Origin of the sequence: Stieleria varia (assembly GCF_038443385.1) — a bacterium.
Classification (GTDB): Bacteria; Planctomycetota; Planctomycetia; order Pirellulales; family Pirellulaceae; genus Stieleria; species Stieleria varia.
Genome location: NZ_CP151726.1, coordinates 2935996 through 2950727 on the forward strand (window position 1 = coordinate 2935996; position 14732 = coordinate 2950727).

10 protein-coding genes are annotated in these 14732 nt (G+C 56.1%); 8 read left to right on the forward strand and 2 right to left on the reverse strand.

Annotated features, from left to right (window positions below; translation table 11 throughout):
- Positions 1–325: 325 nt before the first annotated feature.
- The 6 genes from Pla52nx_RS09820 to Pla52nx_RS09845 all read left to right on the forward strand — a co-directional run bounded on the left by Pla52nx_RS09820 (position 326) and on the right by Pla52nx_RS09845 (position 10693).
- Positions 326–2536 carry a sulfatase-like hydrolase/transferase gene (locus tag Pla52nx_RS09820; protein ID WP_197454526.1) on the forward strand — a complete coding sequence of 737 codons (2211 nt, stop codon included), beginning with the start codon at positions 326–328 and terminating at the stop codon, positions 2534–2536.
- A gap of 142 nt (positions 2537–2678) precedes the next feature.
- A complete protein-coding gene (ppk2, locus tag Pla52nx_RS09825) occupies positions 2679–3863 on the forward strand; it encodes a polyphosphate kinase 2 (protein ID WP_146519741.1) in 1185 nt (394 codons plus the stop codon).
- A 50-nt stretch (positions 3864–3913) separates the two neighbouring features.
- Positions 3914–6907, forward strand: coding sequence for a hypothetical protein (locus tag Pla52nx_RS09830; protein WP_231741918.1), 2994 nt, complete (start codon positions 3914–3916; stop codon positions 6905–6907).
- Positions 6908–7113: 206 nt separating this feature from the next.
- On the forward strand, positions 7114–7764 hold the full coding sequence (locus tag Pla52nx_RS09835) for a hypothetical protein (RefSeq protein WP_146519740.1): 651 nt from the start codon (positions 7114–7116) through the stop codon (positions 7762–7764).
- Positions 7761–8138 (forward strand): hypothetical protein, encoded by a 378-nt coding sequence (locus Pla52nx_RS09840; RefSeq protein ID WP_146519739.1) that lies wholly within the window; start codon positions 7761–7763, stop codon positions 8136–8138. The genes Pla52nx_RS09835 and Pla52nx_RS09840 overlap by 4 nt, the downstream gene beginning before the upstream one ends.
- A 266-nt stretch (positions 8139–8404) precedes the next feature.
- Positions 8405–10693 carry a heavy metal translocating P-type ATPase gene (locus tag Pla52nx_RS09845; RefSeq protein ID WP_197454525.1) on the forward strand — a complete coding sequence of 763 codons (2289 nt, stop codon included), beginning with the start codon at positions 8405–8407 and terminating at the stop codon, positions 10691–10693.
- Positions 10694–11306: 613 nt separating this feature from the next.
- On the opposite strand, the gene Pla52nx_RS09850 is transcribed toward Pla52nx_RS09845, so the two are convergent.
- The gene (locus tag Pla52nx_RS09850) at positions 11307–11672 is read right to left on the reverse strand and encodes a hypothetical protein (protein WP_231741917.1); all 366 of its coding nucleotides are present in this window, start codon (positions 11670–11672) and stop codon (positions 11307–11309) included.
- Complete coding sequence (locus Pla52nx_RS09855) at positions 11672–12769, reverse strand: DUF1559 domain-containing protein (protein WP_146519738.1); 1098 nt, start codon at positions 12767–12769, stop codon at positions 11672–11674. The genes Pla52nx_RS09850 and Pla52nx_RS09855 overlap by 1 nt, the downstream gene beginning before the upstream one ends.
- 436 nt (positions 12770–13205) lie before the next feature.
- Between Pla52nx_RS09855 and mntR the strand changes: the two genes are divergently transcribed.
- Positions 13206–13628, forward strand: coding sequence for a manganese-binding transcriptional regulator MntR (gene mntR, locus Pla52nx_RS09860; protein ID WP_146519737.1), 423 nt, complete (start codon positions 13206–13208; stop codon positions 13626–13628).
- A 111-nt stretch (positions 13629–13739) separates the two neighbouring features.
- Entirely contained in the window at positions 13740–14165 is a 426-nt protein-coding gene (gene trxA / locus Pla52nx_RS09865) for a thioredoxin (protein ID WP_146519736.1), read from the forward strand.
- Positions 14166–14732 lie beyond the last annotated feature (567 nt).

Below are 14732 nucleotides of genomic sequence, written 5' to 3' on the forward strand. Positions count from 1 at the left end.
TGGCTCCAGAGTGCCCAACCTCGGAAACGGCTCTGCTATCATAGTGTGATTGGACTGACCGGGGGTGCTCAGGTTGCCTTGGTCGCTCAAAATGGTTGCTTCCATTACCCAAAACGTCAGACTAAGGATCAGAAACAGGCCGTCGTAAGATCAGGCGCATAGCGACCGCCAGTCCCTGGGTGTATTGATAACACGAACGCGAGTCAAATTGAACTCACTAAATGAGTCGCTTTGACTACATGGCTGTTTTATTCTGTTTACAGTTGTTTTCTCGCCACCCTGCGAGAGTGGCCCCGCTCCATTCTTCCCTCCATCGATGTTCACCATGCCGCTTTCACGGATCGCTCTTGTACTGTTGGTTGGGTTCTTCACCGCAGGCCGCGCCATGGCGGTGAATGAATCATCCAAACAGCCACCCAACATCGTGTTTTTCTTTGCCGATGATCAAACCACCAGCACCCTAGGGTGTTACGGAAATCCGATCGTTCAGACGCCAAACATCGACTCAATGGCACGCCGAGGGGTGCGGTTTGAGAACATGTTTGTCAGTCAAGCGATTTGCTGGGTCAGTCGGACGACGATCCTCAGCGGGCTGGTCGGTCGCAGCTATGGAACTGCTCGTTCACCCGAAGACGCTCGGGCTGATGCGGTGCAGACGCTCTATTCCGACATCTTGCGTCAGAACGGCTATCGGACCGGCTATTTCGGGAAATGGCACGCCAAGATGCCGCAGGGATACAAACAACAGGATCACTTCGACGAGTTCGAGGCGATCGGCCGAAACCCTTATTACAAACGTCAGCCCGATGGCAGTCTGCGGCACGAAACGGACTTGATCGTCGATCGCGGCATCGAGTTCATTCAAAACCACCCCAAGGACAAGCCGTTTGCCTTGAACATGTGGTTCAACGCCTGCCATGCGGAGGACGGCGATCGTCGTCCCGGTATCGGTCACTTTCCTTGGCCCGAAAGCGCCAACGGAATGTACGAGGACGTCGCGATTTATCCGCCGCCGCTGAACGATCCGGCCATTTTCGAGGCGTTGCCAGAATTCCTGAAAACGACGATCAATCGCGAGCGTTTCTTTTGGCGATGGAACACCGATGCGAAGTATCAAACCAACATGCGGGCTTACTTTCGCATGGTCAGCGGCATCGACAACGCGATCGGTCGGTTCATCGACGAGCTGCAAAAGGCTGGCTTGGCTGACAACACCATCATCGTCTACTCCGCCGACAACGGTTACTACATGGGCAACCGAGGACTTGCCGGCAAGTGGTCCCATTACGAGGAAGCTTTGAGGGTGCCGCTGATCATCATGGATCCTCGAGTCCCCAAGTCAGAGCAGGGCAAAGTCACCGACGCATTGGCGCTGAACGTTGACTTGCCCGCGACGTTCCTCGATTGGTCTGGGGCCAGCATCCCACAGCGTTACCAAGGGCACAGCCTGCGAGCGGTCGTCAATGGCAACACCCCGGATGATTGGCGCAAGGAGACCTTTCACGAGCACTTTGCCGTTCGCAATCGGATCCCGGCTTTCGAAGGCCTCCGCAACCAGCAATTCAAATACGTGCGATACTTTGATCATGGCAACCACGAGTTCCTGCATGATCTGCAGAATGATCCCAGCGAGTTGATCAATCTTGCGGGCGATCCAAAGTACGCGCAAACACTGGCGGAGATGCGCCAGCGAACGACGCAGCAAGTCGCAGAGTACGGAGGACCGTTGGACCCGTTGAATGCAAAGTTCTCGGCATCGACCCCGCCGCATCCGGTCGCGTCCGCCGCTGTCACGGTCTCACCGGGCAAAGACGGTTTCGTCAATCTCTTCAACGGCAAGAATCTCAATGGTTGGGAAGGCGACCCGAAATACTGGTCGGTCAAAGACGGTGCGATCACCGGTGTCACCGACGGTTCGCTGAAGATGAATCGCTTCTTGACGTGGAAGGGATCGACGATCCAAAACTTTGATCTACGCGTCAAAGTAAAAGTGTCGGCAGGCGGCAACAGTGGCCTGCAGTACCGAGGAACTTCGCGACCTGATATCGGACTGGATGTTGTCACCGGATACCAATGCGATGTCGTCGCCGATAACCCCAACTACAACGGAATGCTTTACGAAGAGCGTGGGCGTCGAATCCTGTCGCACACGGGGGAGAAAGTCATCGTGGCTCCCAACGGACAACCGTGGATCGTCGGCCATTTTCCCGTCAAAGAATTTGAGCCGGACCAATGGCACGACTTTCGCGTGCTCGTTCAAGGAAACCATCACCAGCATTGGATCGATGGTCATCCCACCGCCGACCTGATCGACCTGGACGCCGCCGGTCGATCCTTGGAAGGCGTGTTGGCCGTGCAAGTTCACGTCGGGCCCGCAATGCAGATTCAATACAAAGATTTTATGATCAAGCATTTACCCGATGAACTACCCTTGAAAACAGCGGAACAACACCAGATTCCCGCTGATGCCGTGGGCGTACGTCCACAAGGTCGACTGCCCAAAGACTGGAAGCCACCGGTTTACGGTCAGCAGTAGTCGGCAAAAACAGATGCGTGGTGCGGCGCAACCGCACGTTCGCCACGCACGCGGCGTGCGTATCCGCACTCGCCAGGCATCGCCAGACGAGTCTTCGGATGTTGTGCCAACAATCCACTCTCCATAGGAAGCTGCTTGTTTCATGAGCAAGTCATCGCAGACAACGTCGACCTCCAAGGCATCCCACAACGGAAAGGCGAAATCGCCCAAGAAAAAATCCTCGGGGCTGCGACCGAGCGCAGAAGGCGACATCGCGCCCTCGCTGCAACAAGATTCGTTGGAGCAATTCGAGGTCGAACAGGCGATCGATGCGGCGCAGCAGTCCAAGATCACCGCAGTCGAGGACATCATCAAAAAGACTCCGCCACACGATGTTCACACCTTGGCGAAAACGTTGGAAACGATCATCAGCGGCGCATCGCCGGAAGACGCAACGATTCTGCGAAACGCGTTGCTGCAGAAATCCGCGCCGATGGGAGCCAAACGTCACTCCGGACCCGACGAGTTGCTTTCTGACGACTGGCGAGACGGTGGGTACCCGTATCGCAATTTGATGTCGCGAAAGAACTATGAAAAGCAGAAGTATCATTTGCAGGTCGAACTGCTGAAGCTGCAGGCTTGGGTAAAAGAGTCTCGTGCCAAACTGGTGATCTTGTTCGAGGGACGTGACGCAGCGGGGAAAGGAGGCGCGATCAAACGCTTCATGGAGCATTTGAATCCTCGTGGTGCGCGTGTCGTCGCATTGGAGAAACCCACCGAAATCGAACGCGGTCAATGGTACTTTCAGCGATACATCCAGCACTTGCCGACCGCCGGCGAAATCGCGCTCTTCGATCGTTCCTGGTACAACCGCGCCGGTGTCGAACGCGTGATGGGATTCTGCGACGAAGAGGAGTATGCGGAGTTCATGCGTCAGGTGCCCGAGTTTGAACGCAACCTGGTCCGCAGTGGTGTGCAGTTGGTCAAGTTCTGGTTTTCGGTCAGCCGCGATGAACAGCGGCGTCGATTCAAAGAACGCGAGGCGCATCCGCTGAAGCAGTGGAAGCTGTCTCCCGTCGATTTGGCATCGCTGGACAAATGGGACGATTACACGCGAGCCAAGGAATCGATGTTCTTTTACTCGGACACCTACGATGCACCTTGGACGGTCGTCAAGTCAGACTGCAAGAAACGTGCTCGGCTCAATGCGATGCGTTATGTCTTGCACACGATTCCTTATGAGAACAAGGATCTCGAAGCGATCGGTCCGGTGGACCCTCTGCTCGTCGGACGAGCCAATATCGTGTTCGAGCGAGGGGAGAAATCGGGCAGCAAACCATCGTTCTAGTATACTCTTTCTGCCCACACATTGTTTCTCCTCCAAAGTCGATCCTGTTCATGACATCGAACGTTGCTAGTGCTGCTCCGCGACGATATCGTCTCAATCGCTACGTCTGCCTATTGGCGTTGGTTTTCGGCCAAGTGTTCCTGGGAGCTTGTGGCAAATTCACGGATAGGTCCCAGTGGGTTGCTGCGGACGAACCGGTGATCCCCAGCACACCACCAGCCCCGCCGCGAACCGACGTTCATATCAGCGGCGTCTATCCACACTTGACGGTCTACGGTGTCTACAGTCAGAACGGTGCCCACTACAAATCCGGGCACAACGAATGCGGCATCGGCGCGATCGTTCCTTGGGCGGGCAAATTGTGGATGGTCAACTATGCTCCCCATCAACCCACAGGCAGCGAGCACAAGCTGTACTCGATCGATCCGGATTTGACGCAACCATTGACCATACACCCGGAAAGCGTCGGTGGGACGCCGGCGGGAAGGATGATCCATCCCGAATCGCAACAACTGTTGATTGCCCACTATGCGATCGACCAGACAGGCAAGGTGCGGGCGATCTCTCCTGCCGACATGCCGATCCGCGTGACCGCCATCGCACGACACCTGACCGATCCGGCCAACTTGGTCTACTACATCGATATGGAAGGCTCGATCTGGGAAGCCAACGTGCACACGTTGGCTGTGACTCGCCTGTTCAAGAAGCCGGTGCCGGGCTGGCACGGTAAAGGTGGCTACACATCGCAGGGGCGGTTGGTGATTTCCAACAACGGCGAACTGCACGTCGGCGACTACCGAGACGTCTTGGTCGGCGGCCCGGCAAAGAGCGAAGAAGAACGCGGAGTTCTGGCGGAATACGATGGAAAAGAATGGCGGATCATCGAACGCCGGCAGTTCACCGAAGTCACAGGTCCCAGAGATATTACCGGAGGCAGCGATGGCGACGATCCGATTTGGACCATGGGTTGGGATCGACGCAGCGTGCGACTGAAAGTCCTCGACGGCGGCAAGTGGTTCACTTATCTGTTGCCCAAGGCGGCGATGTGCAACGACGCGTCGCATGGATGGTACACCGAATGGCCGCGGATCCGGGAGATCACGGGCGGACGATGGATGATGGACATGCACGGCATGTTCTTTGACTTTCCCAAATCATTCACCCACGAAAATTCGGCCGGCATTCGCCCGATCGGCAGCCACCTCCGTTACATCCCTGACTTTTGCGGCTGGAATGGTCAAGTCGTCTTGGGCACGGATGAAACGAGCATCCAAGGAAATCCGCTTGCCGGGCAACCACAGACGAATCTCTGGTTTGGCGACTACGAGGATCTCAAGCAATGGGGACCGGCAAGCGGCATGGGCGGCCCCTGGCTGGACGACTTCGTTGCCGCCAATACTCCTTCAGAACCCTTCCTGATCGCCGGATTCGATCGTCGCGTTGTGCACCTGGGCGTGGGGCGAAAGCAAGCGACGGCACCTATCGCTCGTCAGCGTGCGACGGATCAACAACGCATCCATCAGATTCCGACCGAGTTGGAACGGTTGCCATTGGTCACTGTACAACGAGGTGACTGGCACAAGCCTGCGGCGGGTTTCTCCTTTCAAGTCGACCAAGATGTCACCGTCTATCTTGCGGTCGACAAACGCGGCAACCCGCAACTGGATCCCGCTTGGCAAACGACGGACATGCAACTTCACTGGGGCACCGCTGGTTATTCGGATGCCATCTACCAACGCAAGTTTGCCGCCGGAACGGTCGTTGTGCCCTCCAATTCTGTGGAACATGTGCCGGGTTCCTTTGGCATGCCCCACGCAGCGTTTGTTCTTGCCAGTGATCCATCAACGCTAGAAATCATTCCCAGCAACGGCGCGACCGTCACGCAGTCGCAACGCGTCGATTCCGATGGCGATGCTGCTGGCAAAAACGTGACCTTTACCCTGCAAGTTGACCGGGCTGGGAACGACCACTGGACCGATCTGACGAAGATCACCGTTCCCGACGAAGGCAACGTGATCCACTATCTGCCCAATGACTTGGACGCGGTTTGGTTGCGTTTCCAAGTCGATCGAGAATGTCTTGCGACGGCGTTTCTGTACCAGTCCACGGAATCCTTTGTTGATGGTTCTGAACGGGAGAATCAAGTTACGTTTCGCGATCTGGCCGACGTCGATGAAGCCGCCCCGCACGCGGCGGTCCTGTACGCCGCGAAACGGAATCGTGATTTGCGGGTCATCACCAGTGATGATCGATACTTTGATTTTGGCAAAGCCGACTTTGCATTCCACACCGATGAGCCGGACACAAAACTGAAAGAACTGCTGAGCATCGAACCCGAATTCACTGTCGATGAAGCGTCCGTTGTCCTGCGATCCGAAGGACGAACGATGCGATTGCCCAAAGGCGATCCGCGATTCGACAAACCCTTTGCCTGGGGATGGCCGCGCGGCAGTCGCGAAGTGGAATCGGAGCGACATTTGGCGAACATTCATGGCACTTTTTACGAAGTCCCGTTGATTACCAACGGCCGCCCGCCCGCATTTCACCTGATGCGTCCCGTTTCAAGCCATCGCAAACAGATCAGCGACTTCTGCACATGGAATGGCTTGCTCGTGTTGGCCGGCGTAAGCGGGGATGCTCGGCAAAACGGCCTTGAACCTGGCGGCCATGTGTTTGCCGACCCAAAGCAAGACGTCGCGATTTGGTTCGGAGGCATCGATGACCTTTGGAAACTCGGTAAGCCCGTCGGACGCGGTGGCCCATGGATGAACTCGCAGGTACAAGCCGGCCAACCGTCGGATGCTTATTTGATGAAGGGTTACGATCGCAAGACACTGCGTTTGTCACACCAATCCGACACCATGGTTTCGGTGACCATCGAAGTCGATATCACGGGGGAAGGTCACTGGCATCGCTACGACAAGATCTCGGTCGCTGCCGGGGAAACGGCTGTCCATGAGTTTCCGGCAGCCTTCCAGGCGGCTTGGGTGCGTCTCGTCTCGGACACCGACACAACAGCGACCGGGCAGTTTCTCTACGAATGACAGTCGTCGCTCGACTTTCCAAATCAAATGTCGCTCGACTTTCCAAGTCGATAGCGTGCCCTGCGGATCGCTCAACCGTTGCAAAACGTGTTGATCATGGTTCCCCAGCAAGCGACAGAGAATTCTGGCGAATCCCACCAAGAGGGGCAACGACTGGCAGGCAGATTGGTATCTTAGGGTGCCTTGATACTGCCTGGAGAAAACTGATGAAATTCGATTCCGTATTGGTTTGCTGCTTCTTGCTCGTGTTCTGCTATCCCGTCTTTGCGGCGGACGACATTTCCATCTCGCAGAGTCGCATTTACGGACCGCTCTTCGTCGCCCCCGTCCAAGTCGGTAGCCATCCGCCCGTTTGCGTGAGAAAAACCGTGAGTGGGCAACTCGCATCGATCAAGCTGGAACGCAATCCGGGAGCTCCTTGGGTCGCTGTCATTTGCAAGGAACTTGAGCATGAAATGCCAGCGTTGCTGAAGGCTTTCCAGACCGCAGAGTCACTCAAGAATGTCCCTTGCCGAGTCACCGTGACGCCCGAAAAAGGAATCCTGCCGGAGAACCTATCGGACAATGTCACTTACAACACGGACGCCTACTTCACGCCCCAGCAAGCGTTGGACAAACGTGAGTCGCTGAGGCAGTATGCCAAAGAGCATTCGCTCTCTGAAATGTACATCGGCATCGCGGTCAATCCGCTCTGGCGCAGCGGTGCCGGATACACAGACGACAACGATGTCATCGTGGCTTATGTGCGAGGCAAGGTCGTCACGGTTCTTCAGTTGCAATCGGCTGGTCTGACGATAGAAGGCATTCATGACGCGGTCGAAAAAATCGCGGCATCGCATCAAGAGTCGCAACAATGAAAGAAAGAAGAGTTACCTACCGTTTCGAAGCACGCCGAATCGTGCGTGGTGTCCCGCTGGAGACCCTGTTGGATGTCACCGCAAAAGTCACTGTCGTCGTAGGTTCATTCATCGTTCTTGCAGCGATTGTTGCGGTCCAATCTCTTGAGCCGATGATCATGCTGGCCGGTTTGTTTTTTCAATGGCTTTTTCTTCGCTGTATTGCCGAGCACATTCGTCTCCAGAAGAAGATTGCAGGTATCGATTTCGCAGGCCGCATTTCGGGGCCGCGACTGGAAACCATTTGGGCATGTGGCCACTGCAATTCGATGTTGCATTCAGAGAATCACTGCGACAATTGCGGCGCGAGGATAAAGATCGATTCAGACGACTGATGTGTCGGGGCTGGCCTCGCCCAGTACGGACGGGCATTCAGGGACGTCTCATCAATCGGTGGCGTAGTGGATTTCGCCAGAAATCCCGCGCGAGGGGAATTCTGGCGAATCCCATTACGAGGAGCGCCAGCGAGAGGAATTCTGGCGAATCCCGCTACGAGGTGCTCCAGTGAATGGATCGTCGCTCCGAAGCAAAGTCAACGGCATAGGGTTTGCACGAAGTTTCGAAGCAACTGCAGAACTTGACCATATGACAGGGATACCGATTGACCGATTCGAACCCCAACAACGCTGGAGGAAACGCGACCGTCGAGATTCCCATTTCGGGAATGACGTGCGTGGGTTGCTCGCGTAGCATTGAAACGGCACTGACCGCAGAACCCGGTGTCGACACCGCCGTCGTTGACTTCGTCGGTCGCAAGGCCAAAGTCAGTTACGATTCCGGCGAAGTCTCCCTGGAACAACTCAAACGCACCGTCCGATCAGCGGGCTTCGAGGTGGTCGAGGAGTCCGATCGGCAATCGCTGAGTGAGAGCATCGCCCAGTCAGAGAGTCGTCAGCACACGCGACGCAAGTTTTTTCTGACCATCGCTGTTGTCTTTACGGTGCCGCTTTTCATTCTCAGCATGGGACGTGACTTCGGCCTCTGGGGACAGTGGTCGCACGCGGATTGGGTCAACTACCTGATGTTCGCGATGGCGATCCCCGTTCAGTTTGCCGCCGGTGCCGAGTTTTATGTTCAAGCGATGAAGTCACTGCGGCGAGGATACGCCAGCATGGACGTGCTTGTTGCGATCAGCACCTCCGTCGCGTTCTTTTACAGTGTTTGGGTGATGGTGATGCTCAGCATGGGCGCAACCCAATGGGGACACCATGTCTACTTTGAGACCTCCGCCACCATCATCACCCTGGTCTTGGTGGGACGAATGATCGAATCACGTGCAACCTCACGCACGGGAGCGGCGATCGAGAATCTGATGGGCATGCAAGCCAAGACGGCACGCGTGATTCGAGACCTGCAACAAGTCGATGTGCCGATCGACGAAGTTCGCGTGGGAGACCAAGTGGTGATTCGACCGGGCGAACGAATTCCCGTCGATGGTACGGTGATCGCCGGTGAGTCAGCGGTCGATGAAAGCATGATCACCGGAGAAAGTTTGCCGGTGGAAAAGTCACCTGGGATGGACGTTGTCGGGGCGACCATCAACCGCGATGGCAGCTTGACCGTTCGTGCAAAACACCTCGGCAAGGACTCCGCGCTTGCGAGGATCATCCACCAAGTCCAGCAGGCACAATCGACCAAGGCTCCCATCGCACAACTGGCCGACCGCATCTCCAACGTGTTCGTCCCCGTGGTCGCCGCCATAGCTGCCATCGCGTTTTGCGTTTGGTACTTTGCATTCGATGACTTCACGCAAGCCATGTTGCGGGCGATTTCCGTACTGATCATATCGTGCCCGTGCGCGATGGGATTGGCAACTCCTTTGGCGGTGATGGTCGGCATGGGGCGTGGTGCGGAGAATGGGATCCTGTTCAAATCCAGCACCGCATTGCAACGGTCACGGGACACGACGGTCGTGCTGTTGGACAAAACGGGTACGATTTCACAAGGAAAACTCGCTGTCACGGACGTGGTTGCGTCCGAAGGATTTGCAGAATCAGAGCTATTGCGACTCGCAGCGTCCATCGAACGCGGCAGTGAGCATCCGATCGCCTCCGCGATCACCGAGCATGCCAAGATCCCGCTCGAACAATTGCCAGACGCCAGCGAGTTTCGCGGAACAGCCGGGCGAGGTGTTTCAGGTCAAATCGAGGGACAGTCCCTTCACGCGGGCAATCGAAAATGGTTGCAAGACCTGTCCGTTACCGGTCTGGATGCGATGTCGCAGCAGGCAGTCGACTTGCAGAACACGGCCAAGACGGTCGTGTGGGTTGCAGTCGACAATCGATTGGCCGGTTTGATCGCCGTCGCAGATACCATCAAACCGAAATCCAGTGGTGCAATCGCGGCATTAAAACGCCAAGGCTTGCGTGTCGCCATGGTCACGGGTGATAACGCCGACACAGCAGCCGCGATTGCGAGCGACGTTTCATTGGATGAAGTGTACTCGGAGACTTTGCCGGCTGACAAAGCCGAGTTGGTTCGGTCGCTGCAGGCGGACGGACAAGTCGTTGCGATGGTAGGTGACGGAATCAACGACGCACCGGCGTTGGCTCAAGCCGACGTGGGGATCGCGATCGGGACCGGGACCGATGTGGCGATCGAATCCGCCGACGTCACGTTGTTGGGCGGCGACTTGGCCGGCGTATCCAAAGCCCTGACGTTGTCCAAAGCGACCATCCGTAACATCAAGCAGAATTTGTTCTGGGCCTTTGGTTACAACGTTCTGTTGATCCCAATTGCGGCGGGTGTCTTGGCCGGCTTTTCCTCGCTGCCAATCTTTTTGCGCGAGCTGCACCCGATCATGGCCGCCCTGGCGATGGTCTTATCGGACTTCGTGATCGTTGCCAACGCGCTGCGATTGCGAAAAACTCCGCTGGAGGATGGAGCGTAAGTCTGGGCTGCCAAAAGTTTGGGGTTGTGGCATTATTGGTTTGCGCAAGGTTTCTGTTACCTCCACCGGCGCAGGAGACTGCTGATTTAGTGAGCCGCAAGGCGCTAGCCGCGGGCCTAATGGTGTTGACGGAACCCTTCGAGGCCCGTGGCTAGCGCCATCGGCTCACAGACACAATGCAACACGACTAAATCAGCAGTCTCCGCAGCAGGGGGAGGTCGGATCGAGCGAAGCAAGATCCGGGAGGGGGGCCTACACGCCGCAAACCGCATTGGATAGCCCATTGCGTTACCTTTGCCCCCTCCCTCGCATTCGCCTAAACGGCTCTGCTCGACCTCCCCCAAGTTCCTTGGTGGAGGTGACACCTGGAACAAAAACATTGACAAGAATAGCAGTGTCAATGCCAACCTTTTGGCAGCCCAGCGTATGCCCATCCCTCCCGCAATGGGATTCGCCAGAATTCCGTTTCCTCCACGGCAACCAATTTCAACCCGACCTACGACCGGCCAGCGTACCGCATCGCACGCTATCGACTTGGAAAGTCGAGCGACAATCATCCCTCGTAATGGGATTCGCCAGAATCATCCGTCTGTGGATGCTTGGGACGTGCAATCTATCGTCGAACTTGGTCGTCGAGCAGCTCACGACAGTCGATGGTTGCCTGCCTCCAATCTCCTGATTTGGCCAAGGTGATGATTCCCTGGATGGCATGCTCTGCCGCTGCATGATCTGCAGCGGATGGGCCTGTGGCATCAGAAACGTTCTCGGCCAATGCGGCTTCGACCTCCTGTAGCCCACTGACGCTTCGTTGGTTGCAGACACGGTACAACGCGATGACCACATCGTATCGATGCTTGCTGAGTTCAACGCGTTGTCTGGAAATCCACCACACGAATGTCACCGTCAACACGATTGCTGCCAACGACATCAGCAATAGCGTTGGAGGATAGCTTGATCGTTTCTTTTCTGGGTTGGGCATCAGAACTTTTCCCAATCAATCGTTTCGCCTTCGTCCATGCTGGACAGCTCTGCCCACAGATACAGGTCGATGAAATTGGTCACAAAGTTCACGGAGCCATCGCCCATGCAGACGAACCCACCACCGGGATGCTCTGAGAACATTTGACCGACGTGATAGGTAGGGAAATTGACCGGATGGATGATGGGAGCGCCGGTGATATCCAATTCCCCGCCGGACGGTCCCGCATGAACAAGCGTCAGTGTGGCTGCGGCGTCTGGCCCATTTTCCGGTGATGTGAACCGCGGATGCGTGAAACCGCCCGGGACCACACCCACCCAGGTTTTTTCGCTCAGGGCTGCACCATGTTCACCGAAAAAGATGGTGTTGGAGGTGCCGTCGAGGACGTCACGAAAACGTGTCGTTGAATTGCGAAAGAATGGCCCATCGGCAACTCGGCCCGCATCGCCATCGATCTGGACGATCGCGGTCGCCGAAGTGTAGATGTTCGTGAACACTTCGCCGGTTGCCGCTGCACCGCACTCGCCCCAGCAACTTTCCTGCCCGTGGCTTGCCACGTAGTGGCTACGCCCCAGACGCACCTGCCGTCCGGCGATCGAAAGCGGTGCTCCTGTTTCGTTCTTGACGACAAACGGTTCGTCACCGCCCGTGCTGCTGGGGCAAAGGAACAGAGGGATCGTTGCGGAGACGGCTTCTTCGTTGACAGGAGACCAGATGGGCTGATCCGATTGCAAACTCGCCACCACCGAATTGCCTTCCGCGAAAGGCAGCAGTGCGGCAGCCCAACCCCAACCCGGACCAGCATCCCATGTGATCGGATCCATCTGGACGGACGTCGGTGCCACACCGTTTGTCGTGGCGTAGGAAACGTAACCCGCTGGAAATCGTTTGTACGCCGAATGGTAGTTCTGTGTCGCAAGTCCGATCTGTCGCAAATGGTTGCTGCACGACATTCGCCGCGCTGCTTCACGAGCCGCCTGCACGGCCGGCATGGTCAGGGCGACCAGAATGCCGATGATTGCGATGACGACCAACAATTCAACAAGTGTAAAACCGCTGGAGCGGTGCGGTCGTTGCCGCTGTCGCATTCGCTTCATTTTGTGTCCTCAAAAATGGGGCTGAGTCGGATGATTCACGCTGGCTCACTACAGTCTTCGCAATACGTTTGTACGAAACGGACTGCGCGGATAAGTGCGAAAACGTCTGCGCAAATCAGCCGCCACGCGATAGCGTCCGGTTCTCACGCCTAGACCCGGAAACCGGACGCTATCGCGTTACGGTTAATGGATCGTCCGGGCCCAAGCCTCGTCAGTTCGCCCCACAAGTTAGCCTAGGCTAACTTCCAGGAGAAATAAAAACGCGTTCGTTCGCCAGAAGTTAGTGTCGGCTAACTTTCTGGGGATGTTAGCTGCGTTGACAGGGTCCCGCAAGTACCGATATGATTTTGTGTGTCATTTGGCTCCTTTCGTGCCGTCCCATGGAGGGCACAGGGCGGATCAAGAGCCGTACCGGACGCTGTGAGGGCCAATTTCTTTGCCATCCCGAATTTTCAAGAAAACTCGATCCGATCATGCCACAGAAGTGGCGGAGGATTATGTTGAAGCGATCGCAGAGATCATCGCTGCCAATGGCGTTTGCCGATCGATGGACCTCGTCGCTCACTTTGACGTCACGCACGCGACGGTCAACAATACGGTTGGTCGGCTGCAGCGTGACGGATTCGTTGATACCGAGCCCTATCAGCCGATTTCGTTGACGGCAAAGGGTCGGCGGCTGGCTGTCAAATCACAGCGGCGGCACGAGACCGTCAAAGCGTTCTTGCGTCGAATCGGAGTGAGCGAGACGGTTGCTGCGATCGACAGCGAGGGCATCGAACATCACGTCAGCGAAGAAACGCTGCGGGCGATGGAACTCGTCTTGGCCAATGGCTTGCCAATCCAGCCCGAAACTCGTTGATCCGTTTGGATGTCAGTGCTTGTTGGATGCCTGTAATTGATTTTGGCACACCAGTTGCTCGGTGAATTGGCCCATTGCTTCTATCACGCAATGATATCAGGATTTGGACGGATGACGATCAATCTCGTTTGCTCGCAATGTTTGGTTACCAATCGAGTTCCAGATTCCAGGCTGAGAGACAAGCCTGTTTGCGGCAAGTGTCACCAGGCCTTGCTGCCGACCCATCCGGTTGAACTCAGCGACGATACATTTTCCAAATTTCTGACCAAGACGGACATTCCCGTCATCGTCGACTTCTGGGCTCCCTGGTGTGGTCCATGCCGGATGATGGCTCCTGAATTCGCAAGTGCCGCAGAACAGCTCACGCCCCAATTCATTCTCGCCAAATTAAACACCGAATCCTCTCCCATGTCGGCCACACCGTACAACATCACGGGTATACCGACGATGATCCTGTTCAGCAGCGGCTTGGAAGTGGCGCGTCAATCCGGGATGCTCAATACAGCACAGATCGTTGGTTGGGCGCGCCAACAATAGTGAACACGACGTCGACCGTGCCCAAACGCACACCGAGGTCAAGTGCAGCGTCCAGTCTCGATTTTTGGGATTAGCCGTTTTGGCGTTAGCCACGGTTGTGTCTTGATTTTTGGGATTAGCCGTTTTGGCGTTAGCCACGGTTGTGTCTTGAGAACCGTGGCTAACGCTGGGCTGTTCAAAATTTGGGGTTGTCATTGTTTTTGCAGTCCATGTTCTCGTTCCATGCATCGCAATCAAAGTGAGCCTCAGGCGCTAGCCGTGGGCCGGCACCACAATCCGCCTCAGGCCCACGGCTAGCGCCTGAGGCTCACTGGGGGCCACCAGCTGCGCCGGGAGTGAGGTGAGAGTCGATCGCGTTTTCAACCCAGGGTGGCGGTCCCGCTCGTTACCCTCGCGGGAACCTTACCCTGGGCTATGTTGTTAAACGCCCTCGGCGTATCTTCCAAATGAAGGAACAAAACTGGCGAATTGAAGTGGCATGTCAATGCCAAGTTTTGAGCAGCCCAGGATCTTTAACAAGATCCACTACCCTAAAAATAAGCCCAGGATCTTTAACAAGATCCACTA

Bases quoted from the DNA above. Each gene is read 5' to 3' on its own strand.
- Pla52nx_RS09820 (WP_197454526.1), top strand. From the start codon at position 326: ATGCCGCTTTCACGGATCGCTCTTGTACTGTTGGTTGGGTTCTTCACC.
- ppk2 (WP_146519741.1), top strand. From the start codon at position 2,679: ATGAGCAAGTCATCGCAGACAACGTCGACCTCCAAGGCATCCCACAAC.
- Pla52nx_RS09830 (WP_231741918.1), top strand. From the start codon at position 3,914: ATGACATCGAACGTTGCTAGTGCTGCTCCGCGACGATATCGTCTCAAT.
- Pla52nx_RS09835 (WP_146519740.1), top strand. From the start codon at position 7,114: ATGAAATTCGATTCCGTATTGGTTTGCTGCTTCTTGCTCGTGTTCTGC.
- Pla52nx_RS09840 (WP_146519739.1), top strand. From the start codon at position 7,761: ATGAAAGAAAGAAGAGTTACCTACCGTTTCGAAGCACGCCGAATCGTG.
- Pla52nx_RS09850 (WP_231741917.1), bottom strand. From the start codon at position 11,672: ATGCCCAACCCAGAAAAGAAACGATCAAGCTATCCTCCAACGCTATTG.
- Pla52nx_RS09855 (WP_146519738.1), bottom strand. From the start codon at position 12,769: ATGAAGCGAATGCGACAGCGGCAACGACCGCACCGCTCCAGCGGTTTT.
- trxA (WP_146519736.1), top strand. From the start codon at position 13,740: ATGACGATCAATCTCGTTTGCTCGCAATGTTTGGTTACCAATCGAGTT.